Below are 22,588 nucleotides of genomic sequence, written 5' to 3' on the forward strand. Positions count from 1 at the left end.
GCGGGAGACTTCGGGTATGTGCCGGAGTATCAAGACGCTGCGTCCGCCCGTGCTGCCCGGTGAGGCCACGGAGGACGACATTCGCGCCGCCGCCCTTCAGTACGTACGGAAGGTCTCGGGCTTCCGGGCCCCGGCCGCCCACAACCGCGAGGTCTTCGACCAGGCCGTGGACGCTGTGGCCCGAGCCACAGCGGAGCTGCTGGGCGGCCTCGAGGTGCGGGGCCACCCCGTGCGCTGACTGGCCGTCAATCTCCTTCCCCCGCCCCGGAATTGGCTCTACGTTGCGGTGCGGGTCCTCGGCCTGCCCGCAAGCGGAAGCGGAAAATCGGCTGAATGTTGAAGTTGCAAGTACTCCTTAGGTCGGCCTAACCTGAGTTCTCCGTTCGGTACCCGCTCCCCATCCGTCCCGTCCGTCCCCGGCGGGCCGGCCCGTAAGACACCGAAGAGGAGAACCCCCCATGTCCGCACGTCTCGACTCCGCTCAGCCTTACGTCCTCGGGCTCTACCGCATCGTGATCGGTCTGCTCTTCGCCGTGCACGGCGTCACCTCGCTCTTCGGCGTCCTCGGCGGCGCCATGGGCACCGGCGCCACCGTCCCGGCCGGCACCTGGCCCGGCTGGTACGCGGCGGTGATCCAGCTGGTCGCCGGCGCCCTGGTGCTCCTCGGCCTCGGCACCCGCGGGGCCGCGCTGGTCGCCTCCGGCTCGATGGCGTACGCGTACTTCGACGTGCACCAGAAGGTCGCGCTGTGGCCCATCCAGAACGGCGGCGAGCTGTCCGTCCTGTTCTGCTGGGCGTTCCTGCTGCTCGTCTTCACCGGTTCCGGCGCCTTCGGCCTGGACCGCCTGTTCGGCCGCCGCACCGCCGCCGAGGGCGGCCGCGCCACCGACCGTGCCCCGATAGCGGCCTGATCCCGCGTCACCCGTGCCACGGCGCCCTTCCCGGTCCTCGGGGAGGGCGCCGATGTGTGTGCGTGCGGCTCCGCCGCATCCGCCTCCCGAGGCCCCAGGGACCCCGGTGTCACACCCCCCGCGTACGCTGTATGGCTGTCAACGGGGGAGCAACGGGAGTCGTCGTGTGGGAGAGCCTGGGGTCGCTGGCGGCCGGGCCGTGGATCTATGCCGTGGTGGCGCTGTCCGTGCTGCTCGACGTCTTTCTGCCGGTGCTGCCGAGCGGGGTGCTCGTCATCACGGCGGCCACCGCCGCCGCGGCCGGTTCGGGCGCGGCGACCGGACGCGTGCCGCACGATGTGCCGGACATCCTCGCGCTGATCCTCAGCGCGACGACCGCCTCCGTCCTCGGCGACCTGGTGGCCTACCGCCTCGCCTGGCGCGGCGGTGAGCGGCTGGACCGGGCGATAGCCCGTTCCCGGCGGCTGACCAGCGCCCAGGAGCGGCTCGGCGAGGCCCTCGCCCGGGGCGGCGGCGCGCTGGTGGTGCTGGCCCGGTTCGCCCCGGCCGGCCGCTCGGTGGTCTCCTTCTGTGCGGGCGCCGCGCACCGCCGCGCCCGCGACTTCGTGCCCTGGTCCGCCCTGGCCGGTCTGTCCTGGGCCGGCTACAGCGTCGCCCTCGGCTACTACGGCGCCCGGTGGCTGGGTGCCACCTGGGTGGCGACGGGGGTGTCGGTGGCCGCGCTGTTCGGGGTCGGGGCGGTCGCGGGCTTCCTGGTGCGCCGCCGCCCGGTCTCCTGACGCGCCGGGCGGCGCCGGTTCAGCAGCCGGCCAGGTAGTGGGTGAGCGCCGTCTTCTCCGCCGGGTCGACCGAGAGGTCGTAGTAGTACTTCACCTGCACCCAGGCGCGGACATAGGTGCACACGTAGGCGGAGCGGGACGGCACCCAGGTGGCCGGGTCCTGGTCGCCCTTGGCCTGGTTGACGTTGTCGGTGACGGCGATGAGCTGGGGCCGGGTCAGGTCGTTGGCGAAGGCCTGGCGCCGGGCGGTGGTCCATGCGCTCGCCCCGGAGTCCCAGGCCTCGGCCAGCGGGACCAGGTGGTCGATGTCCAGGTCCGAGGCGGCGGTCCAGGTGGCGCCGTCGTACGGCGAGTACCAGCTGCCGCCGGTGGCCGCGCAGGAGGAGTCGGTGACGACGTTCGAGCCGTCCCGCTTGAGGACCGTCTCGCGGGTGTTGCAGGTGCCGCTGATGGTGATCCAGTGCGGGAACAGGTTCCGGTCGTAGCCGGTGCGGTTCTCGGCGGCGACGGTGAGCTCGGCGAGGTAGGTGCGGGCGGTGGCGGCGCTGACCGGGGTGGGCAGGGCGGCGGAGGCGCTCGGGCTGTTGAACAGGGCTGCGGAGGCTATGAGTCCGGTAAGCGCCCCGACTATGCTCCAGCGTCGACGCGCGTAGCTCTGCGGCATGCGAACTCCCTGTGGGATGTGGGGGGTTGGGGCGCGGGCGAGGCAATGCTCGCCGCGGTGTGTTGCCGGGAGGTGAGCGCTCGGTAAGAAGGTAATGGCGTGTTCATGTCATGCCAAGGTTCACGGGAAAACCTTCACATCCCGTACGATGGGGAGCGCAGAAGGGGAGTAGCTCTTCGCCGGACCGTCGACATACTGCTCAGCCAGGCTGAGCCGGCGCCCGGAGGCGGACCTCGTGCGGGCCGCCAGCGAGACCTTCGGCAAGCAGTGCAGGCCCGTGCCCCGGTGCGGGCGCCCAGTGCGCTGCCGTGCCGAGGTGTCATCGTGGGACGCACCACACTCTCGGCGGGCAGCCCCGACCGATTGAGGAACCTTGATCAGCATCACCGTGACGGCGCTCGTCTTCGGCGTCATCTTCCTCGCCGAGCTGCCGGACAAGACCGCGCTCGCCGGCCTGGTCCTCGGCACCCGCTACCGCGCGAGTCATGTCTTCGTCGGTGTCGCCGCGGCCTTCCTGCTGCATGTCGTGCTCGCCGTCGCGGCCGGCAGCGTGCTGACCCTGCTGCCGCAGTGGCTCGTGCACGCCGTCACCGGCGTCCTCTTCCTCGGCGGCGCCGCGATGCTGCTGCTCAAGCACGACGACGGCGAGGAGGAGATCAGGAAGCCCGCCGACCAGTCCTTCTGGAAGGTCGCCGGCACCGGCTTCATGCTGATCCTGGTCGCCGAGTTCGGCGATCTCACCCAGATCATGACCGCCAACCTCGCCGCCCGCTACGACGACCCGCTCTCCGTCGGCCTCGGCGCGACGCTCGGCCTGTGGGCCGTCGCCGGACTCGGCATCGTGGGCGGAAAGGCCCTGATGAGGAAGGTGCCGCTGCGGCTGATCACACGGATCGCGGCGCTGCTGATGCTGGCGCTCGGCGTGTGGACCCTGTGGGAGGCGGTGGCGGGCTGAGTCCGCCGGCGGCGCACCCGGGAAAGCCGGTGGCGGAAACGCCCCCCGGTTTTGTACCGTGGAGAAACAAAGTGGCTCCTGCCCGTTCTCCCTGACCGGCGGGCGGGGCCGCCTTGTCCCGCACCCCGGCGTCTCCCCGGGGGCTCGTCCGTCCTGGAGCTGCCGATGCCGGCCACCGCCACGCCCGCCGTCCTGACCGCCCGCGCCCTCCTGCTCGACATGGACGGCACCCTCGTCAACTCGGACGCCGTGGTCGAACGCGTCTGGCGAGGCTGGGCCCGGCGGCACGGGCTGGACGGCGACGCGGTGATGCGGGTCGTCCACGGCCGCCAGGGGCACGCCTCCATGGCCGTCCTCCTGCCCGACCGGCCGGTGGCGGAGAACCTCGTCGACAACGCGCGCCTGCTCGCCGAGGAGACCGCCGACACCGACGGCGTGGTGGAGATCCCCGGCGCGAGCGCCTTCCTCGCCGCCCTGCACGGCCTGCCGCACGCGCTGGTGACCTCCGCCGACGTGCCGCTGTCCACCGCGCGCATGAACGCCGCCGGGCTGCCCCTGCCCGAGGTCCGGGTCACCGCCGAGTCGGTCGGCGCGAGCAAGCCCGACCCCGAGGGCTTTCTGAAGGGCGCCGCCGAGCTGGGCGTCGACCCGGCCGACTGCGTCGTCTTCGAGGACTCCGGCGCCGGTATCGCGGCGGGGCGCGCCGCCGGTATGCGGGTGGTCGGCGTCGGCCCGCGCGCCGCCGCGCACGGCCCCGACGTGACCGTGCCCGACCTCACCCGGGTCCGCGTCGAGCCCGCGGCGGACGGCACCATCCGGCTGCACATCGGCTGACGGCCCCTGCCCTCAGGGCTTCGACGTCTCCGCCTCCAGGCTCGCCCGGGTCGCCGGGCCGTACTCGCCGAGCGTGTCGCCCTGGATGCCGCGCGCCAGCTGGTAGGTGCGTACGGCGTCCCGCACCGGGCGGTCGTAGACGCCGTCGACCGGGTCGTCGTAGAGATTCAACTGGCGCAATCGCTCCTGGAGTTCGACGACCTGCGGGCCCGAGTCGCCGGTCCGCAGCACCGGGCCGGCGGCCGGTGTGGCGCCCGGAGCGGCGCTGGCCGTCGCCGACGGGGTGCGGGAGGCGGAGGGGGACGCGGTCGCGCTGTGCGTCGGCGAGGGCGTCGGGGAGGGGGACGCGCCGGCGGTGGCCGAAGGCGAGGGGGGCGACGCGGCCGGCGGGGCCTGCGGGGGCGGCGGGGGTGTCGCGGCCGACGCCCGGGCCGTCGGCGAGGCGGACCGCTGCGCGGTGACGTCCGGGACGCTCGCCCTGACCTCCTCGGCCGCCGCCCGGTCCCGGTCCCGGGACGGCGCGTGATAGGAGAACAGCGCGAAACCGGCCACCGCCAGGACCGCGGCCCCCACGCCCGCGACCGACAGCAGAACCGTACGGCGCCGGCCCCGGCCGGTCTCCTGCGCGGCCGGTCCGCCGTCCCTCTGCCACACCGGCGGGTCCGCACGGTCCGGGCCCGGCGGCAGCGTGGCCCCCACGGCCACCGATAAGGACGCGGTGGCCGCCGCTCCCGGGTCCTGGTCGGGCATCTCGACGTACGGCCGGATCCGCAGCGGATCGAAGTCCTCCGCCGCCGCTGCCTCGGCCGTCCGCGTCTCGCGCAGCACCTTTGCGGCCCGCGCGGTGCAGTCGCACGACGGGCTGCGGTCCGCTCCCCGCGGCGCCCCGCACTCCGGGCAGACGGCGGCGCTGCGCGCGCCTATGTGCTCGTTGCCGTGCTCGCTCATGTGTTCGCCCCTCCCCCTCGCGGCCTTCCGAGACTATGCAGACCTTCTCCGCATCTCCCGCCGCGACACAGGACTCAACAGGCCATAAACGGTGACACCCACCACGATGGAAGAGGCGCACCGAGCCCCGGGAGGTCTCCATGGCCCTGGACACGCACGGAACGGCGAAGGACGTGAAGGACGGCGAACACGTCCCCGGCAATGTGCTCGTCTCGATCGGCGCCCTGCTGCTCGGGCTGCTGCTCGCCGCACTCGACCAGACGATCGTGTCGACCGCGCTGCCCACCATCGTCAGCGACCTCGGCGGTCTGGAGCACCTGTCCTGGGTGGTCACCGCCTATCTGCTCGCCTCGACCGCCGCCACCCCGCTGTGGGGCAAGCTCGGCGACCAGTTCGGGCGCAAGCGGCTGTTCCAGACCGCGATCGTGATCTTCCTGATCGGCTCGGCGCTGTGCGGGGCCGCCCAGGACATGCCCCAGCTGATCGCGTTCCGGGCGGTGCAGGGCCTGGGCGGCGGCGGGCTGATGGTGCTGTCGATGGCCATCGTCGGGGACGTCGTACCGCCGCGCGACCGCGGCCGCTACCAGGGGCTGTTCGGAGCCGTGTTCGGCGCGACCAGCGTGCTCGGGCCGCTGCTCGGCGGCCTGTTCACCGAGCATCTGAGCTGGCGCTGGGTGTTCTACGTCAACCTGCCCGTCGGTGTCGTCGCGCTCGCCGTCATCGCCACCACCCTGCACATCCCGCGCCGCACCGAGCGGCACGCCATCGACTACCTCGGTACGTTCCTGATCGCGGCGGTCGCCACCTGCCTGGTCCTCGACGCCTCGCTCGGCGGCACCACCTGGGCGTGGGGCTCGGCGCAGATCATCGGGCTGGCCGTGCTGGGTGTGCTGCTGGCCGTGGCGTTCGTCGCCGTCGAGCGCCGGGCCGCGGAACCCGTCCTGCCGCTGAAGCTGTTCCGGATCCGCACCTTCGTCCTCGCCGCCGTCATCAGCTTCATCGTCGGCTTCGCGATGTTCGGCGCGATGACCTATCTGCCGACCTTCCTCCAGGTCGTGCACGGGGTCAGCCCCACCATGTCCGGCGTGTACATGCTGCCGATGGTCTTCGGCCTGCTGCTGTCGTCCACCGTCTCCGGGCAGATCGTCAGCCGCACCGGCCGGTGGAAGGTCTTCCCCGTCACCGGCACCGCCGTCACCGCCCTCGGCCTGCTGCTCCTGCACCGGCTCGACGAGCACAGCGGCACCGCGGAGATGAGCGTGTACTTCCTCGTCTTCGGCCTCGGTCTCGGCCTGGTCATGCAGGTGCTGGTGCTGATCGTGCAGAACGCGGTGGCGTACGAGGACCTGGGCGTCGCCACCTCCGGAGCCACCTTCTTCCGCTCCATCGGCGCCTCCTTCGGCGTCGCCATCTTCGGCACGATCTTCTCCGGCCGTCTCGCCGACAAGCTCACCGCGGCCTTCGCGGGCGTGCGGCTGCCGCCCGGGGCCGACCCGAACGCCCTCAAGGCCGACCCGCGCGGCATCGCCGCCCTGCCGCCCGCGCTGCGCCCGGCGGCCCTGCACGCCTTCGCGTCCGCCATCACCGACGTGTTCCTCTACGCCGCCCCCGTCGCCCTCCTCGGCTTCGTGCTGGCGTGGTTCCTGAAGGAGGACCCGCTGCGCGGCTCGGTCACCGCGCCGGACGTCTCCGAGACGCTCGCGCCCAACCCGGTCGAGCGGTCCTCGTACGACGAGGTCTGCCGGGCGCTGTCCGTGCTCGGCACCCGGGAGGGCCGCCGCCAGGTCTACCGGAAGATCACCGAACGGGCCGGCTACGATCTGCTGCCCGCCGCGAGCTGGGTGCTGCTGCGCATCCGCAAGCACGGCTGCGTCGAGCCGGCCCAGCTCGCCGAGCGCGGCCCCGTCCCGCTGGAGGCCGTCCTCGCCGCCGCCCGCCAGGTCGAGGAGCGGCGGCTGGCCGAACGCCGGGGCGTGGAGCTGTACCTGACCGCGTCCGGCCGCGAGGTCGCCGAACGGCTGGCGGCGGCCCGCGAGGAGTCCCTGGCCGAGCTGCTCGGCGACTGGTGGCAGCCGGGCCGCTCGACCGACCTGGTGCAGCTGGTGAAGGAGCTGACCGGGGAGCTGTGCGGCTCGTCGCGGGAGGGGCCGGAGGAGGGGCAGCCGGTCCACCACGGCCCGCGGGCCGAGGTCAGCTGACCACCCGCAGCTCCTTGCGGAACCAGTGCTCGGCGTACGGCTCCGCGTTGTGCGGTGCGGTCTCCGCATAGCCGAGCCGGGCGTACAGGGCGCGGGCCTCCCGCAGGTCGGAGCGGGTGTCGAGGACGATCCGCCGGGCGCCCAGGGCGCGGGCGGCCTCCTCGGCGGCGGCCACCAGCAGCGCGGCACCGCCCGTGCCGCGCCTGCCCTCGGCCACGAAGACCCGGGTCAGCTCGGCGGTGTCCGGATTCAGCAGCCGTACGCCCGCCGAGCCGGCCGGGACGCCGTCGTACCGGCCGACCAGCAACTGCCCGCCGGGCGGCGCGAGATGGGCGCCGGTCTCCGCCGCGATCTCCCGCTCCAGCTCCGCTGGGTCGGTGCGGCGCCCCTCGTGCAGCAGGTACCAGCGGTCGCTGACCTCCGTGTAGTACGCCCGCCACAGGGCGGCGGCCGTGGGCGAGTCGTACGGCTCCGGGGCGATGGTCCATGTCATGGGGGCCATTGTCGGCCGACTCCCGCGCGCCGCTGTTTGCCGGTCCCCTTCCGGGTCACCCGGAGGACATGTCCACAGGCTTGATCATCGCTCTGATCGTGATCGCGGCAGTCGTGGTCGTCGGCACCGTCGCCCTGGCGCTGCGCGGCCGGGCACGGCGCCACGGGCCCAGCCTGGAGCAGCGCTTCGGGCCCGAGTACGACCGGGCGGTCGCCCGGCACGACGGGGACGCGGGAGCCGCCGAGCGGGAGCTGGCCGACCGCCTGGAACACCACGGCGACCTGCGCGAACGTCCACTGGACGAGGCGGCGCTGCGGCAGTACACGGACCGCTGGGCGACCGTCCAGGAACACTTCGTCGAGGCACCGCGCGAGGCGGTCGCCGAGGCCGACCGGCTGCTCGCGGAACTGGCCGCCGCCCGCGGCTACCCGGACGGCGCGCGCTACGAGGAGCAGCTCGCCGCGCTCTCCGTCCACCACCCCGACCACGTCGACGGCTACCGGCAGGTGCACCGGGTGGCGTCGGGCGGGGCCGGCGGTACCGGTGCCGCGGGCGGGAACGGTGCCGGGACCGAGGAGATGCGCCGGGCCCTCGTCGGCGCCCGCGCCCTCTTCGACGACCTGACCACCACAGCCGGCTCCTCCACCAGGGGCCGCTCGCAAGAGGGGGTATAGCCATGCCGGACCGGAGGGACAGGCCGCCGGACGACTCCGCCGCGCCCCGCTCGGACCGCTTCGAGGACCGCGGCGGGAACGGCGTCGAGGCGAGCGGGCAGGAACGCTACGAGGACACCGGGAACGAGTGGGCCGACACCGGGGCCGAGTGGGCGCCGGGGGACGCGACCCCGGGGCGGCAGGCGGCACGGGCGGCGCGGCCGGAGGAGCGGCTGCCCGGTGAGCCCGGCGCCCGGTCGGCGCCCGGCGGGGCCGCACCCGCTCCCGACGAGCCGCCTTCCCGGCTGCCCGGCGCCGCCGGACCCGGGAGGGACGGGCTGACCGGGGACGACCGGGGCCCCGCCGGATCCCGGGAGGACGCGTGGTCCGGCGGAGAGGGGCTGCGGCCGGGCACCGAGGAGCTGGCGAGCGGCGGCGAGGAGGGCGCGATGCCCGAGGACGGGCTGGGCGCGCCCGCGGCGCAGCCGGCCAGTGCACGGGAGGCCCGCAGCTCCGAGGCCCCGGACCGGGACGCCTGGCCGGGCGGCGGCCCCGCACCCGCCGGCGCCGGTGCCCCGCTGCTCCCGCACGAGGAGACCGAGCGCTGGGAGCAGCGCCTGCGGGAGCTGGCCGCGGGGTTCGTGGAGCAGCCCGGGGAGGCCGTCGCGCAGGCCGACCGGGCGCTGGAGGACATCGCCCAGCGGTTCGGCGAGGCCGTCAGCCGCCGGCGCCGTACCCTGCGCATGTCCTGGCAGGACTCCGAGAGCGACACCGAGCAGCTGCGGCTCGCGATGCGCGACTACCGGGAGCTGGCCGGACGGCTGCTACACCTCTGACGCCCCGGGCGACGGGGACGGTCCTCTGCGGCGGCGGCGCTCGCGGAGGACCTCCTCCACGTCGTACGGCTTCCTGCCGAGCGGCGGGCCGGGCGGAGGCTTGAACATCATGTCCTTGATCTTGACGTTCACGTCCTCGATGATCTTCCGCGCGATCCGCTCCGAGGGGGCCGCGTACGCCGCCGCCAGTGCGTCCTCGGCCTCCTTGCGCAGCGCCAGCGCGGGCGGCAGCACGGACAGCCCCTCGCGGACCATCTTGCGTTTGACCCACCACAGTTCGTCATAGGTCGAGTCGACCTCGGCGGGCAGCGGCGCCCCCGCCCCGGCCAGATGCTCGAACTCCCCGCGCGCCTGCGCGTCCCGGATCTGCTTGTCCGCCCAGGTCTCGAACGACACGCCCGGTGGCTTTCGCTCGGTCATGAACCCATTGTGCCGGACGCCACCCCGCCGGGCGTTTTATCATGCGGCGGCGGGTACGAACGGCGAACCGCCCGCCGCTCAGGGACGTTTCAGGGGGAAGACGCGTGCTCGAACTCACCATGGCCACCGTGTCCGGGGACGACACGGGCGCCACGGCCGGTATGACGATGGCCGACGCGCCGAGCGAGCCGGACGCCGTGCTGCGGGTCGGCCGGGACGGGGCGGTGTGCCGGCTGGTCACCCCGGAGGACTGGCTGTTCGTCTCCCGCGTCCATCTGGAGTTCCGCTGTGGCCCCGACGGCGGCTGGCAGCTGACCTGGCTGCGCGGTTCCCAGGCCGACCCGGCCTCCGAGGTGCGGCTGGTCGTCGGGGAGTACGCGCAGACGGTGGCCTACGGCACCAGCGTCGCGCTGCCGCGGGGGGCGTCCGGCGAGATCATCGTCCAGGACCGCACCGCGCCGCGCAGCGTCAACGTCGGCTTCTACCACGAGGGGTGAGACCGGACCGGGCTGCTTAGGGCCTCTCTTTCGGATCTTGCCGGCGAAAGAAAGGCCCTAGCCCAGCACCCGGGCCAGGGCGAAGCCGTCGTAGCCCTTGTGGCCCACGGTCTGGATGGCCGTGCCGGTCAGCCGGGGATGGGTGGCGATCAGCTCCAGGGCGGCCCGGGTGCCGACCACGTCCGGGTCGGTGTTGTCCGGGTCGGCGACCCGGCCGCCGCGCGCCACGTTGTCCAGGACGATCAGGCTGCCCGCCCGGGTCAGCCGCAGCGCCCACTCCACGTAGTGCGGGTTGTTGACCTTGTCGGCGTCGATGAAGACCAGGTCGAAGGGGGCCGGGTTCTCGTCCGCGAGCTTGGGCAGCGACTCCAGGGCCGGGCCCACCCGCACCTCGGTGATCCGGTCCAGGCCGGCCCGGGCGAGGTTCCGGGTCGCCACCTCGGCGTGCTTGGCGCTGTACTCCAGTGAGATCAGCCTGCCGTCCTCGGGCAGCGCGCGGGCCATCCAGATGGTGCTGTACCCGCCGAGCGTGCCGATCTCCAGAATGCAGCGCGCGCCCTGCACCTGGGCGAGCAGATGCAGCAGTTTGCCCTGGGCGGCCGTGACGGCGATGGGCGGCAGCCCGGCCGCCTCGCTCTCCCGCAGCGCGGCCTGCAACACCTCGTCGTCCGGGGAGAGACGGTTGATGAAGTAGTCGTCGACGTCGTCCCAGACCTGCGACCCGTTCATGCTCCTGCTGCCTTTCCCGAGTGACCGGTGGAAGAGAGTTCGGTGGTGGCTGTGTGGCTGCGCATGGTGCGGTCCCATCGTCTCAGCCCAGGGGCGCCCGCGGGGTGACCGGCGGCGGCGCCTGCACGGGCGGCGGCGGGATCACCGGCCGCCGGGAGCGTCGTACGACGATCAGGGCGACCACCGCCACGACGGCCAGCAGTCCGCCGCCGGCGGTCAGCACCCAGGCCGGGATCCCGGCGACCCGGCGCAGCTCGTCGTCGTAGATCACCTGCTGGACCGGCGTGTCGGCGGCCGCCCGGCGCAGCTCGTGGTCGCCGGTGATCTGCTCCGGGGAGGGGAAGGACTGGGTCAGGGCGGTCAGGTAGGGCGTTCCGCGGGCCAGCCTGCCCAGGGCGTCGGCGGAGCCGGTGTGCAGCCGGCCGGCGAAGACCACCTCGGGCGTCAGGCCGCCGATGGTGCCGCTGGTCTCCATGCGGTGCGCGGCGAGCACATACAGGCCGAGCGACTGCGGGGTGCTGGCCAGCCGGGACAGCCGCATCGGGTAGACCGGCCGGTCGCTGGCGAAGGTGAGCCGCAGCGGGTCCAGGGCGCCGCGCAGGGCGGTGCCCTCGCTCTTCGGGGCGAGGCGTACCGCCACGTACTCCCAGTGCTGGTCGACGTACGGCTTCAGGGCGGTGCGGAGCCGGTCGGGGAAGCCGAAGCCGTGGCGGTGCAGCCAGTCGGCGAGGCCGGCCGGGTCGGTGGCGGTGAGGCGGGCCACGTCGAAGGGGCCGAGCCGCTGCCGGTCGACCACGCCGACCCCGGGGGCGGCCTGGGCGGGCAGGGCGCCGTCGCCGTTCAGAGGGCTGTCGAAGGGCCAGTCGCCGGTCTGCGGCCAGAAGTGGTAGCGGGTGCGGTGCACGGGGGCGATGGCCTTCGACAGCTGGTCGAAGAGGGCCGCGTCACCGAGCCGGACCTCGGCCCGGTGCGGGACGGGCATGATCCAGGCGGCGTGCCGGGCGTCCCCGTTCACCGTCAGCCGCATCACGATCTGTTCCTGCCGGCCGTCCCAGCGGAGCACGGACTGCTCGCTGGAGACGGCGATCCGGGTCGACGGGTCCGGCACCATGGCGCCGCACCCGCACGCGTAGGCGGGTGAGATCAGCCAGCCGAGCTGGATGCCGAGCAGGGCGAGGACGACCGCGAGGACGCGGGCTCTGCGCTGTGCCCCGGGATGTGCCCGCTGTCCCCGTACGAGTCGTCCGCGCATGAAGTGCCGCCCCCCTGTTGATCGTCGCCAGGGCTACAGACGGTACGTGCGCGCGGACGGTTCCGGGGCCGAGGGGCCTTCACAAGGCACCCCCGGCACCTGCCGGTTTACGACGCTTCGACGGACGGCGCGGAACCCGGGAGCGGGCGGCCCGCCGACTCCGCCATCCGCCAGACCGCGAAACCGCCGACCACGGCCGCGGCCATCATGTAGTACGCGGGCATCATCATGTTGCCCGTCGCGCCGATCAGCGCGGTCACCACCAGCGGAGTCGTCCCGCCGAACAGCGACACGGACACGTTGAAGCCGATGGACAGGGAGCCGTAGCGCACCCGGGTCGGGAAGAGGGCGGGCAGCGCGGCCGGCATGGCCGCCGTGAAGCAGACCAGGAGCAGGCCCAGCGCGCCCATGCCCAGCGCGACGGCGAGCAGGCTGCCCTGGCGGATCAGCAGCAGGGCCGGAACCGACAGGAACAGGAAGCCCGCACAGCCGGCCGCGATCACCGGGCGGCGGCCCACCCGGTCGGTGAGCGCCCCCGCGAACGGCTGGACGATCATCATCAGCGCCATCACGCCCAGCACGACCAGCAGCCCGTGCGTCTCGTCGTACTTCAGCTCGCTCGTCAGATAGCTCGGCATGTACGACAGCAGCATGTAGTCGGTGACGTTGAAGACCAGCACCAGGCCCATGCACAGCAGCAGCGCCTTCCACTGACCCGCCACCATCTCGCGCAGCGGCACCTTCGGCCGGGCCGCCTCCGCCTTCTCCACCTCGGCCGCGAACGCCGGGGTCTCCTCCAGCCGCATCCGCAGATAGAGGCCGATCAGACCCATCGGGCCCGCGATCAGGAACGGGATCCGCCAGCCCCAGGCCAGCAGCTGGTCCGTGGACAGCAGAGCCGTCATCAGGGTGACCAGGCCCGCGCCGCCGATGTACCCGGCCAGCGTGCCGAACTCCAGCCAGCTGCCGAAGAAGCCGCGCCGCTTGTCGGGGGCGTACTCGGCGATGAAGGTGGAGGCGCCCGCGTACTCACCGCCGGTGGAGAAGCCCTGCACCAGCCGGGCGGCCAGCAGGAGCAGCGGCGCGCCCACGCCGATCGCCCCGTACGACGGGATCAGGCCGATCGCGAACGTGCCCGCCGCCATCATGATCATCGTGACCGCGAGCACCTTCTGCCGGCCCACGCGGTCGCCCAGCGGGCCGAAGACCATGCCGCCGAGCGGGCGGACCAGGAAGGCCGCCGCGAAGGCGCCGAAGGTCGACAGCAGCTGCGTGGTCGGGTTGCCGGACGGGAAGAAGACCTTGCCCAGGGTGACCGCGATGTAGCTGTAGACACCGAAGTCGAACCACTCCATCGCGTTGCCGAGCGCGGCCGCCTTCACGGCACGCCGGACGAGCGCGGGGTCGGTGACGGTGAGGTCGCGGTTGCGGTCGCGGGCCGGTACGACCGGCCGGGTCTGCGGGATGACGGCTGTGGCGCTGGCCAAAACGGGGCTCGCCTGCCTTTCGACGGGGACAGGGACGCGGTCCGGGGGCGGCGGCGGTGACGCCCGGGACCGAAGAACACTGAATCGACCATAGGGCGACTCGGGGCCCTTACGTGGCGTATGCAAATAAGTGCATGGTGCAATTTAATGCGCCGCACCCAGGCGTTTCCGGCCGCTCGCTCCGCCCCGGTCAGAGGGCTCGCTGTGATCCTTCTCGCGTCCCGTGGGCGTCCGGAGGCCGGACGGATGATGGTCTTTCCGGACAAAAGAAGGAGGAACGTCAAGCGAAACGGGCGTATCCCGGGTCTCCCTCCCGGGGCTCGCGCGCCTCATGGGGTGCGCGACGGAACCCCTCGGCGTGCAGGGCGCCGCGGACGAACGGGGTGGGAGGCCGGCGAGACGTGGCGAACGCGAATGTGCAGCGCGGCAGGCGGCCCGGGGACGCCTTCGGCAGCGCATCGGGTGCCGGACTGCGCGCCGCCCGGCTCGCCCTGTGGGCCGTGGCGGCCCTCCTCGCCGCCCGTCAGACGGCCCGCGCCCTGACCGCCCCCAGCGGCGAACGCCTCACCGGCCTGGAGGCCTGGGTCGGCCCGCACGGCGTCCTGCACCGGGTGGGGCGCTGAGCTGCCGACGTGCGCCGCCGCTTCGGCGGTGGTGAGGCTACAGCCGCTGGATGATCGTCCCGGTCGCCAGCGCGCCGCCCGCGCACATGGTGATGAGGGCGAACTCCTTGTCGGCGCGCTCCAGTTCGTGCAGGGCGGTGGTGATCAGCCGGGCGCCCGTCGCGCCGACCGGGTGTCCCAGGGCGATCGCGCCGCCGTTGACGTTGACCTTGTCCAGGTCCTGCTCGAAGACCCTGGCCCAGCTGAGGACCACGGACGCGAAGGCCTCGTTGATCTCGACCAGGTCGATGTCCTTCAGGGACATGCCCGCCTTGCCCAGCACCGCACGGGTCGCGTCCACCGGCCCGTCCAGATGGAAGTGGGGGTCCGCGCCGACCAGGGCCTGGGCCACGATCCGGGCCCGGGGCCGCAGTTTCAGCGCCCGCGCCATCCGCTTCGACGCCCACATGATCGCGGCCGCGCCGTCCGAGATCTGGGAGGAGTTCCCGGCCGTGTGGATCGCCGTCGGCATCACCGGCTTCAGGCCCGCCAGCGCCGCCAGGGAGGTGTCGCGCAGCCCCTCGTCCTTGTCGACCAGCCGCCACATGCCCTGCCCGGCGTGCTGCTCCTCCTCGGTGGTGGGCACCTGCACGGCGAAGGTCTCCCGCTTGAAGCGCTCCTCGGACCAGGCGACGGCGGCCCGCTCCTGCGAGCGCAGGCCCAGCGCGTCCGCGTCCTCGCGGGTCAGCCCCCGGCGGCGGGCGATGCGCTCGGCCGCCTCGAACTGGTTGGGCAGGTCCACGTTCCACTCGTCCGGGAACGGCTTGCCGGGGCCGTGCTTCGACCCCGAGCCCAGCGGCACCCGGGACATGGCCTCCACGCCACAGCTGATCCCGACGTCGATCACCCCGGTCGCGACCATGTTGGCGACCAGGTGCGAGGCCTGCTGGGAGGAGCCGCACTGGCAGTCGACCGTCGTCGCGGCCGTCTCGTAGGGCAGGCCCATGGCCAGCCAGGCGGTGCGCGCGGGGTTCATGGACTGCTCGCCGGCGTGGGTGACCGTGCCGCCGACGATCTGTTCGACCGCGTCGGCGGGGATGCCGGTGCGGCCGAGGAGTTCCCGGTAGGTCTCGCCCAGGAGGTAGGCGGGGTGCAGATTGGCGAGCGCGCCGCCGCGCTTGCCGATCGGGGTCCGTACGGCTTCGACGATCACGGGTTCGGCGGCCATGGGTGCGGGTCCTCTCCGAGAGGGCTCTCCTCCGAACTAGTACGCGTTCTAGTTCTGTTGTGCAGTCTGCTGACGTGACGTGCATCACCGCAAGAGTCTTGCAGCGGATTACGGGTGCGCGGCCGGCGGATTGGGGAGGCCGTACCTCTTGTCAGTTGTAGAACCCGTTACTACGTTCGCCCCACTCGCTGATGGACCGTCAGATGGCTGGAGCCGCCGATGCCCTGTCCAGCGCTGCCCGACGGGTTCGACTTCACCGACCCCGATCTGCTGCACCACCGCGTGCCCCTGCCCGAGTTCGCCGAGCTGCGCCGCAGCGAACCGGTCCGCTGGATCCCGCAGGCCGGCAGGGTCGCCGGCTTCGCGGACACGGGCTACTGGGCCGTCACCCGGCACGCGGACGTCAAGTACGTCTCCACCCACCCGGAACTCTTCTCCTCCTCCCTCAACACCGCGGTCATCCGGTTCGACGCGCACATCCGGCGCGAGACGATCGACGCCCAGCGGCTCATCCTGCTCAACATGGATCCCCCGGAACATACGCGCGTGCGCCAGATCGTGCAGCGCGGCTTCACGCCACGCTCCATCCGGGCCCTGGAGGGGCGGCTGCGCGCCCGCGCGGAGGCGATCGTCGCGGCGGCCCGCGCCCGCACCGGCCCCTTCGACTTCGTCACCGAGGTCGCCTGCGAACTGCCGCTCCAGGCCATCGCCGAGCTGATCGGGGTGCCCCAGCAGGACCGGTCCCGGATCTTCGACTGGTCGAACAGGATGATCGCCTACGACGACCCCGAGTACGCCATCACCGAGGAGGTCGGCGCGCAGTCGGCCGCCGAGATCATCGCCTACGCGATGGCCATGGCCGCACAGCGCAAACAGTGCCCGGCGCGGGACATCGTCAGCACGCTCGTCGCGGCCGAGGACGAGGGCAACCTGAACGCCGACGAGTTCGGCTTCTTCGTGCTGATGCTGGCGGTGGCGGGCAACGAGACCACCCGCAACGCCATCACGCACGGCATGCACGCCTTCCTCACCCACCCCGACCAGTGGGAGCTGTTCCGCCGCGAGCGCCCGTCGACCACCGCCGAGGAGATCGTGCGCTGGGCGACCCCGGTCCACGCCTTCCAGCGGACCGCCACCCAGGACACCGAGCTGGGCGGGGTCCGGATCGCCCGGGGCGACCGGGTCGGCCTCTTCTACGCCTCCGCCAACCACGACCCCGAGGTCTTCACCGACCCCGACGCCTTCGACATCACCCGCGACCCCAACCCCCACCTCGGCTTCGGCGGGGGCGGCCCGCACTACTGCCTGGGCAAGTCGCTGGCCGTCCTGGAGATCGACCTGATCTTCAACGCCATCGCCGACGCGATGCCCACCCTGACCCTGACCGAGGCCCCCCGGCGGCTGCGCTCGTCCTGGATCAACGGGGTGAAGGAGCTGAGGGTGCGGGTCTGACCCGGCCCGTCCCTCACTCCCGGCCGGAGGCCAGCGCCGCCAGGACCGCGGCGGTGACGGCCGCGATCAGCAGGGGGAGCGCAAGGCCGTGGTGCAGGACCAGCCAGCCGCCCAGGCAGGCGCCGGCGAACATGGCGACCGCGGAGGCGGTACGGCGCCGGGTGCGGTGGCCGGTGGCGTCGCCCAGCGGGGACTCGGCGGCGAGGCCGGTCAGGGTCATGGTCAGGACCGTGGTGGTCAGGTCGGCGACGCCCAGTTTGCGGACGGTGGCGTTGCGCAGGCCCATCGCCAGGGCGGTCAGCGCGATGAGCGCGTACGTCGTGCCGACGGTGCCCGGCCAGACGAAGGCCACCGCCGCCGACCCGCCCACCAGCACGGCCTCCGCCGCCAGCGCCAGCCGGGCCCACCGTCTGCGCGACACCGCGGCGAAGCGGGCCGCCACCCGGCCGCCCGTCACCGCGCCGGTCAGGAAGCAGCCGAGCGACGCGGCCGTGTGGGGCACCGAGAAGCCCGGCGCCCCGGCGGCCGCGAAGCCCAGGACGACGACGTTGCCTGTCATGTTGGCGGTGAAGACCCGGCCCAGCCCCAGATAGCTGACCGCGTCGATCAGCCCGCTCACCACGGTCAGTGCCAGCAGCACGGCCACCAGGCGCACTCCGCGCGCCTCCCGGTCCGGGGCCTTCGGCGGTTCCTGCGGGGCGGGCGTCCTCGTCACCGCTCCACTCCACCACGGGCGGCGGCGCGGGACGGGGAACGGGCGCGCATACACGCGCACCCCCGCCCGGGAAGGGCGGGGGTGCGGTAGCTCACATCAGCGCGGTCGACGCGCGGGGAACGGCTCAGTACCAGCCGTTGGCCTGCCAGAAGGACCAGGCCTTGACCGGGCTGCCGTAGCGGGAGTTCATGTAGTCCAGGCCCCACTTGATCTGGGTGGCCGGGTTGGTCTTCCAGTCGGCACCGGCGGAGGCCATCTTCGAGCCCGGCAGCGCCTGGACCAGGCCGTAGGCGCCGGAGGAGGAGTTGGTGGCGGAGGGGTTCCAGCCGCTCTCGTGCTCCACGATCTTGCTGAACGCGTTGAACTGCGCGGCGTCCGGAATCATCTTGTGCGCGATCGCCTGGGCGGAGGAGGCCGAGGTGGTGGCGGCCTGGGCGGGCGCCGCGCTCAGCGCCATGCCGGCGGTGGCGGCGGCCAGGGCGGCGGCGGTGAGGGCCTTCTTCGGGGAAGCGATGCGGCGGATGAAAGCGACGGACACGGAGAACCTCTTGCGTCGGGGACAGGGGATCGCCTGCACGGGATGGACCACGTGGTGGGTCCGGCATGCGTCGGCGCCGCGGCCCGTTTGGGCTCGTGGCGCCTGGCGACGTCCTCAAGACAAGCAGCCCGCACAGCCGTCCGCAATGACCCCTTTTACTAGTTGTGGCCGGATCGAGCGGAAATATCGGCTCTGTGGCGTGGGTCTCAAAGCGCAGGTCAGAAGGGGTGCCCGAAAGGATGTATCGGACATTTAGGGCTACGGTCCCGGGTCGTAGGTGACCTGCGTCATGTGGGGTGCTTCACCGTCTCGCTCACGGCCCGCACGGAACCCGTCACCCAGCGGTCACCGCCCGGGACCCTCGAATGTGACCGCGGTCTCGAACGCGGCCCGCCGGGTGGCCCGGCGCAGCGCCCGCAGCACCGCCGGACCCAGGGTGAGGGTCAGCAGCACCGTGCACAGCGCCCGGCCCAGGTCCCAGCCGAGGGAGGTGGCCGTGCAGTAGGCGACGAAACGGGCCAGGTTCGCCGGGACGGAGGCGTGCGGGTCGAAGGAGATGCCCGAGGCGGCCGCGCCGAGGAAGGGCCAGCCGGCCAGGTTCATCACCGTGCCGTAGGCGAAGGCCGCGAGAAAGCCGTAACAGGCGAGCAGCACCGCTTCCGCCCGGCCGCGCAGCGCCACCGGGCCCGGCAGCAGACCCGCGCCCATCGTGAACCAGCCCATCGCCAGCATCTGGAACGGCAGCCACGGCCCCACCCCGCCGGTCAGCAGCGCCGACGCGAACATCGTCACCGAACCCAGGGTGAAGCCGAACCCGGGACCGAGCACCCGGCCGCTCAGCACCATCAGGAAGAACATCGGCTCGATCCCCGCCGTACCCGCACCGATCGGCCGCAGCGCCGCCCCCGTCGCCGCCAGCACACCCAGCATGGCCACCGCCTTCGGCCCGAGGTCCGACTCGGCGATCGTCGCCGCCACGACCGCGACCAGCAGCACCAGCAGGCCTGCGAAGAGCCAGGGCGCGTCCTGGGCGTGGGCGCTCAGCCGGGAGTCGGGCGGGGCCAGGAAGGGCCAGCCGAAGGCGACCACACCGACCGCGCTGACCAGCGCCAGAGCGGCCAGGGAGCGGGGGCCGAGACGGACGGCGTGCAGCCGGGAGGCCCGGGCGGCGGTCATGACAGCGCCTGCCGGACCTCGGACACCGTCAGCCACCGCTGCGGGGCCAGGATCTTGGTCACCTGCGGGGCGAAGGAGGGGGAGGAGACGACGATCTCCGCGGTCGGACCGTCGGCGATCACCTCGCCCTCCGCCAGCAGCACCACCCGGTCGGCGATCTCCGCCGCCAGCTCCACATCGTGCGTGGCCAGCACGATCGCATGCCCCTCGGCCGCGAGCCCGCGCAGTACGGTCACCAGCCGGGCCTTGGCCGCGTAGTCCAGGCCGCGGGTCGGCTCGTCGAGGAGCAGCAGCGGCGGGCGGGCGGCCAGGACGACGGCCAGGGCGAGCGCCAGCCGCTGGCCCTCGGAGAGGTCGCGGGGGTGGATGTCGTCCGTGATGCCCGGCAGCAGCTCGGAGACCAGGGCGCGGCAGGTGCCGGGCGGGGCGCCCGCGTCCACGTCGGCCGCCGCGCACTCGTCGGCGACCGTGTCGGCGTAGAGGAGGTCGCGGGGGTCCTGCGGGACGAGGCCGACGCGGCGGACGAGGTCGCGGGGCGAGGTGCGGTGGGGGGTGACTCCGCCGACCTGCACGGTCCCGGAGGTCGGTGCGAGCAGGCCGACCAGGGTGTTCAGGAGCGTCGACTTTCCGGCGCCGTTACGGCCCATGAGGGCGAGGGTCTCGCCGGGGGTGAGGGTGAGGTTGATCTTGTTGAGGGTGAGGAGGTTGTTGTCGCGGCGGAGGGAGAGGTTGTGGATGTCGGCGAGGTTGGTGGACGGGGTGTCCGCGGTACGGCTGGAGCGGCGGCGGAAGAGGGAGGGGCGCGCGGCGATTGTGCTGGCCGGGTGGGGTGTCGCTTGCCCGGCGGCCCGACTGCCCGCAGCTCCATGCGCGACCGACAGGCGTTCTCGCAGGCTGGTGGCTTGGCGGCGGGCGTCTCGCACGGTGAGGGGGAGGGGGGACCAGCCCGCGAGCTGGCCCAGGGCCACCACGGGCGGGAAGACGGGGGAGACGGCCATCGCCTCGGCCGGGGTGCCGATGAAGGGCGCTTCGCCGGGGCCGGGGAGCAGGACGACGCGGTCGGCGTACTGGATGACGCGTTCCAGGCGGTGCTCGGCCATCAGGACCGTCGTACCCAGGTCGTGGACCAGGCGCTGGAGCACGGCCAGCACCTCCTCCGCCGCGGCCGGATCCAGTGCCGAGGTCGGCTCGTCCAGGACCAGCACCCGGGGGTGCGGGGTGAGGACCGAGCCGATCGCGACCCGCTGCCGCTGACCGCCGGAGAGGCTTGCGAGGGGGCGGTCGCGCAGGGCGGCGAGGCCCAGCAGGTCGAGGGTCTCCTCGACGCGGCGCCGCATGACGGCCGGGGAGAGGCCCAACGACTCCATGCCGTAGGCGAGTTCGTCCTCCACGACGTCCGTCACGAAGTGCGCCGACGGGTCCTGTCCGACCGTACCGACGACATCGGCGAGTTCCCGCGGCTTGTGGGTACGGGTGTCCCGGCCGGCCACCGTGACCCGGCCGCGCAGCGTGCCGCCGGTGAAGTGCGGGACCAGCCCGCTGACCGCGCCCAGCACGGTCGACTTGCCGACCCCGGACGGCCCGACGAGCAGCGCCAGTTCACCCTCCGGCACCTCGAAGTCGACGCCGTGGAGGGCGGGTCCGGTCGCGCCGTCGTAGGTCACGCCGACGTCCTCGAAGCGGATCAAGACGGCTCCTCGGGGGCCTGGGGGACGATGAAGGCGGGAAGCAGGGCGAGCAGCACGGCCGCGGCCGGCCAGAGGGGGAGGGCGGGGGCGACGAGGGGGACGACACCGGGGTGCAGGTCCTCCGGGTCGCGTGCGGCGGCGAGCGTGAGCAGCGCGGCGACGGCGGCACCCGAGCCGGAGACCAGCCAGGCGCGCAGGTCCCAGGGGTCCGGCCGGTACCGGGTCCGCAGCGAGCGGCGGCCGCCGAGCCGCAGCCCGGCGAGCGCGGCGGCAACCCCGGCCAGCAGGACCGGCAGCCCATAGCTGCCGCCCTCCGCGGTGAGCAAGCCGTACGTCCCCGCGCAGACGCCGAGCAGGCCGCCGAGGGTGAGCGCGGTCGTCGTACGGCGGACCCGGGCCGGGACCTCGGCGGTACGGCCGTAACCGCGCGCCTCCATAGCGGCGGCCAGCGCGACGGAACGCTCCAGCGCGCCCTCCAGGACCGGCAGTCCGACCTGGAGCAGTCCGCGGACGCCCCGGTCCGGGCGGCCGCGCAGCCGGCGGGCCGCGCGCAGGCGCTGTACGTCCGCGACCAGGTGCGGGGCGAAGGTGAGGGCCACGACGACGGCCACGCCGGTCTCGTACAGCGCGCCCGGCAGGGACTTGAGCAGGCGGCCCGGGCTCGCGAGGGCGTTCGCGGCGCCGACGCAGATGAGGAGGGTGGCCAGTTTCAGACCGTCGTAGGCGGCGAAGAGGAGCGCTTCGGCGGTGACCTCGCCGCCCAGGCGGATGCCCTGGGCCCAGTGGGGGAGCGGCACCTCGGGGAGGGTGAGGAGGGTGTGGGTGCCGGGGATGGGGGAGCCGAGCGCGGTGGCGAAGAAGAGGCGGACGAGGAGCACGGCGAGGGCGAGTTTGGCGAAGGCGGTGTAGGAGCGGGCTGTCGGGGCGGCGCTGCGGTGGGTCGCCACCACATAGGCGGAGACGGTGATGAGAAGGGCGAGGAGGAGGGGATTGGTGGTGCGGGTGGCGGCGGTCCCGAGCGCTATCGCCCAGAGCCACCAGGCACCGGGATGCACGGCGGCCCCGCCCCGGCGCCGGGGGCGTGAGGCGGTGGCGTGGGGCGGCACCGGGCGTGCGACTGCCGTGGCGTGGGGCGGCGACTGGCGCGCGGCCGGTGTTGTGGGGCGCGGCGACTGGTGCGGGGCTGCCGTGGGGTGGCGCGGCTCCCGGGGCGCGGGCGCCGTCGCGTGGATCCGGGCCTGACGCGCCGCCGGTGCGGCGGCCTGCGGCGCCTGATGCGGGGCTGCCGTGGGGTGGCGCGGGGTCTCATGGGGCTCCGGGGTCGCCGGGGTCGCCGGGGCATGGGGCGGTGTCTCGTGCGTCGCCGATGCCGCCGGGACGACGCCGGCCGGCGACGGCTCCTGCTCGGCCGACCGCGGTGCACGGTCAGCGGGCGATGGCTCCTGCTCGGCCGACCGCGGTGCACGGTCAGCGGGCGATGGCTCCTGCTCGGCCGACCGCGGTGCACGGTCAGCGGGCGATGGCTCCTGCTCG

At 73.5% G+C, this 22,588-nt stretch carries 24 protein-coding genes; 11 read left to right on the forward strand and 13 right to left on the reverse strand.

Features of this window, described 5'->3' with window-relative positions; genetic code table 11:
* Positions 1-16 precede the first annotated feature (16 nt).
* The 3 genes from ACZ5CZ_RS12565 to ACZ5CZ_RS12575 all read left to right on the forward strand — a co-directional run bounded on the left by ACZ5CZ_RS12565 (position 17) and on the right by ACZ5CZ_RS12575 (position 1,690).
* Positions 17-238 (forward strand): DUF2277 domain-containing protein, encoded by a 222-nt coding sequence (locus tag ACZ5CZ_RS12565; RefSeq protein WP_385845239.1) that lies wholly within the window; start codon positions 17-19, stop codon positions 236-238.
* A 220-nt stretch (positions 239-458) separates the two neighbouring features.
* A complete protein-coding gene (locus ACZ5CZ_RS12570) occupies positions 459-911 on the forward strand; it encodes a DoxX family protein (RefSeq protein ID WP_468942014.1) in 453 nt (150 codons plus the stop codon).
* A 131-nt stretch (positions 912-1,042) separates the two neighbouring features.
* Positions 1,043-1,690: a DedA family protein gene (locus ACZ5CZ_RS12575; protein WP_385845237.1), complete on the forward strand. Its 648-nt coding sequence runs from the start codon at positions 1,043-1,045 to the stop codon at positions 1,688-1,690.
* A gap of 19 nt (positions 1,691-1,709) precedes the next feature.
* Here the strand turns inward: ACZ5CZ_RS12575 and ACZ5CZ_RS12580 are convergent, their stop codons facing one another.
* The gene (locus ACZ5CZ_RS12580; protein WP_468942017.1) at positions 1,710-2,354 is read right to left on the reverse strand and encodes an HNH endonuclease family protein; all 645 of its coding nucleotides are present in this window, start codon (positions 2,352-2,354) and stop codon (positions 1,710-1,712) included.
* A gap of 373 nt (positions 2,355-2,727) precedes the next feature.
* On the opposite strand from ACZ5CZ_RS12580, the gene ACZ5CZ_RS12585 reads away from it, so the two are divergent.
* Both ACZ5CZ_RS12585 and ACZ5CZ_RS12590 read left to right on the forward strand, forming a co-directional pair.
* Positions 2,728-3,309: a TMEM165/GDT1 family protein gene (locus ACZ5CZ_RS12585; protein WP_468942020.1), complete on the forward strand. Its 582-nt coding sequence runs from the start codon at positions 2,728-2,730 to the stop codon at positions 3,307-3,309.
* A 165-nt stretch (positions 3,310-3,474) separates the two neighbouring features.
* Entirely contained in the window at positions 3,475-4,143 is a 669-nt protein-coding gene (locus tag ACZ5CZ_RS12590; RefSeq protein WP_468942023.1) for an HAD-IA family hydrolase, read from the forward strand.
* Positions 4,144-4,155: 12 nt separating this feature from the next.
* On the opposite strand, the gene ACZ5CZ_RS12595 is transcribed toward ACZ5CZ_RS12590, so the two are convergent.
* Positions 4,156-5,091 (reverse strand): peptidoglycan-binding domain-containing protein, encoded by a 936-nt coding sequence (locus tag ACZ5CZ_RS12595; protein WP_468942026.1) that lies wholly within the window; start codon positions 5,089-5,091, stop codon positions 4,156-4,158.
* Between the two features lie 140 nt (positions 5,092-5,231).
* Between ACZ5CZ_RS12595 and ACZ5CZ_RS12600 the strand changes: the two genes are divergently transcribed.
* A complete protein-coding gene (locus ACZ5CZ_RS12600; protein WP_468942029.1) occupies positions 5,232-7,289 on the forward strand; it encodes a DHA2 family efflux MFS transporter permease subunit in 2,058 nt (685 codons plus the stop codon).
* On the opposite strand, the gene ACZ5CZ_RS12605 is transcribed toward ACZ5CZ_RS12600, so the two are convergent.
* Positions 7,282-7,782 carry a GNAT family N-acetyltransferase gene (locus ACZ5CZ_RS12605; protein ID WP_468942032.1) on the reverse strand — a complete coding sequence of 167 codons (501 nt, stop codon included), beginning with the start codon at positions 7,780-7,782 and terminating at the stop codon, positions 7,282-7,284. The genes ACZ5CZ_RS12600 and ACZ5CZ_RS12605 overlap by 8 nt on opposite strands.
* Before the next feature lie 68 nt (positions 7,783-7,850).
* On the opposite strand from ACZ5CZ_RS12605, the gene ACZ5CZ_RS12610 reads away from it, so the two are divergent.
* Both ACZ5CZ_RS12610 and ACZ5CZ_RS12615 read left to right on the forward strand, forming a co-directional pair.
* Positions 7,851-8,456, forward strand: a complete 606-nt coding sequence (locus ACZ5CZ_RS12610) for a hypothetical protein (protein ID WP_468942035.1) — start codon at positions 7,851-7,853, stop codon at positions 8,454-8,456.
* A gap of 2 nt (positions 8,457-8,458) precedes the next feature.
* Positions 8,459-9,271, forward strand: a complete 813-nt coding sequence (locus ACZ5CZ_RS12615) for a hypothetical protein (RefSeq protein ID WP_468942038.1) — start codon at positions 8,459-8,461, stop codon at positions 9,269-9,271.
* Here ACZ5CZ_RS12615 and ACZ5CZ_RS12620 read toward each other — a convergent pair.
* Positions 9,260-9,691, reverse strand: a complete 432-nt coding sequence (locus tag ACZ5CZ_RS12620; protein ID WP_385845224.1) for a DnaJ family domain-containing protein — start codon at positions 9,689-9,691, stop codon at positions 9,260-9,262. The genes ACZ5CZ_RS12615 and ACZ5CZ_RS12620 overlap by 12 nt on opposite strands.
* Positions 9,692-9,795: 104 nt before the next feature.
* On the opposite strand from ACZ5CZ_RS12620, the gene ACZ5CZ_RS12625 reads away from it, so the two are divergent.
* Positions 9,796-10,188 carry a hypothetical protein gene (locus ACZ5CZ_RS12625; RefSeq protein WP_385845223.1) on the forward strand — a complete coding sequence of 131 codons (393 nt, stop codon included), beginning with the start codon at positions 9,796-9,798 and terminating at the stop codon, positions 10,186-10,188.
* A gap of 57 nt (positions 10,189-10,245) precedes the next feature.
* Here ACZ5CZ_RS12625 and ACZ5CZ_RS12630 read toward each other — a convergent pair whose 3' ends face one another.
* From ACZ5CZ_RS12630 to proP, 3 genes are all read right to left on the reverse strand, one after another.
* Entirely contained in the window at positions 10,246-10,917 is a 672-nt protein-coding gene (locus tag ACZ5CZ_RS12630) for an O-methyltransferase (RefSeq protein WP_468942041.1), read from the reverse strand.
* An 82-nt stretch (positions 10,918-10,999) separates the two neighbouring features.
* Positions 11,000-12,169: a DUF2330 domain-containing protein gene (locus tag ACZ5CZ_RS12635; protein ID WP_468942044.1), complete on the reverse strand. Its 1,170-nt coding sequence runs from the start codon at positions 12,167-12,169 to the stop codon at positions 11,000-11,002.
* Between the two features lie 107 nt (positions 12,170-12,276).
* The gene (gene proP, locus ACZ5CZ_RS12640; RefSeq protein WP_385845220.1) at positions 12,277-13,656 is read right to left on the reverse strand and encodes a glycine betaine/L-proline transporter ProP; all 1,380 of its coding nucleotides are present in this window, start codon (positions 13,654-13,656) and stop codon (positions 12,277-12,279) included.
* A 401-nt stretch (positions 13,657-14,057) separates the two neighbouring features.
* Between proP and ACZ5CZ_RS12645 the strand changes: the two genes are divergently transcribed.
* The gene (locus ACZ5CZ_RS12645) at positions 14,058-14,279 is read left to right on the forward strand and encodes a hypothetical protein (protein WP_468942055.1); all 222 of its coding nucleotides are present in this window, start codon (positions 14,058-14,060) and stop codon (positions 14,277-14,279) included.
* A 37-nt stretch (positions 14,280-14,316) separates the two neighbouring features.
* Here ACZ5CZ_RS12645 and ACZ5CZ_RS12650 read toward each other — a convergent pair whose 3' ends face one another.
* Positions 14,317-15,486, reverse strand: a complete 1,170-nt coding sequence (locus ACZ5CZ_RS12650; RefSeq protein WP_385845218.1) for a steroid 3-ketoacyl-CoA thiolase — start codon at positions 15,484-15,486, stop codon at positions 14,317-14,319.
* A gap of 219 nt (positions 15,487-15,705) precedes the next feature.
* Here ACZ5CZ_RS12650 and ACZ5CZ_RS12655 point away from each other — a divergent pair, with 219 nt between their 5' ends.
* Complete coding sequence (locus tag ACZ5CZ_RS12655) at positions 15,706-16,938, forward strand: cytochrome P450 (protein ID WP_468942059.1); 1,233 nt, start codon at positions 15,706-15,708, stop codon at positions 16,936-16,938.
* Positions 16,939-16,951: 13 nt separating this feature from the next.
* On the opposite strand, the gene ACZ5CZ_RS12660 is transcribed toward ACZ5CZ_RS12655, so the two are convergent.
* The 5 genes from ACZ5CZ_RS12660 to ACZ5CZ_RS12680 all read right to left on the reverse strand — a co-directional run bounded on the left by ACZ5CZ_RS12660 (position 16,952) and on the right by ACZ5CZ_RS12680 (position 22,110).
* The gene (locus tag ACZ5CZ_RS12660; RefSeq protein WP_385845216.1) at positions 16,952-17,653 is read right to left on the reverse strand and encodes a YoaK family protein; all 702 of its coding nucleotides are present in this window, start codon (positions 17,651-17,653) and stop codon (positions 16,952-16,954) included.
* A 124-nt stretch (positions 17,654-17,777) separates the two neighbouring features.
* Positions 17,778-18,191 (reverse strand): aggregation-promoting factor C-terminal-like domain-containing protein, encoded by a 414-nt coding sequence (locus ACZ5CZ_RS12665; RefSeq protein ID WP_385845215.1) that lies wholly within the window; start codon positions 18,189-18,191, stop codon positions 17,778-17,780.
* 345 nt (positions 18,192-18,536) lie between these two features.
* Positions 18,537-19,367, reverse strand: coding sequence for an ECF transporter S component (locus ACZ5CZ_RS12670; RefSeq protein WP_468942063.1), 831 nt, complete (start codon positions 19,365-19,367; stop codon positions 18,537-18,539).
* Positions 19,364-21,055, reverse strand: a complete 1,692-nt coding sequence (locus tag ACZ5CZ_RS12675) for an ABC transporter ATP-binding protein (protein ID WP_468942066.1) — start codon at positions 21,053-21,055, stop codon at positions 19,364-19,366. Before ACZ5CZ_RS12675 ends, ACZ5CZ_RS12670 begins: the two co-directional genes overlap by 4 nt.
* Positions 21,052-22,110, reverse strand: coding sequence for an energy-coupling factor transporter transmembrane component T (locus tag ACZ5CZ_RS12680; RefSeq protein ID WP_385845212.1), 1,059 nt, complete (start codon positions 22,108-22,110; stop codon positions 21,052-21,054). The genes ACZ5CZ_RS12675 and ACZ5CZ_RS12680 overlap by 4 nt, the downstream gene beginning before the upstream one ends.
* Between the last annotated feature and the right edge of the window lie 478 nt (positions 22,111-22,588).

The sequence above is a fragment of the Streptomyces sp. NPDC031418 genome, assembly GCF_055581605.1.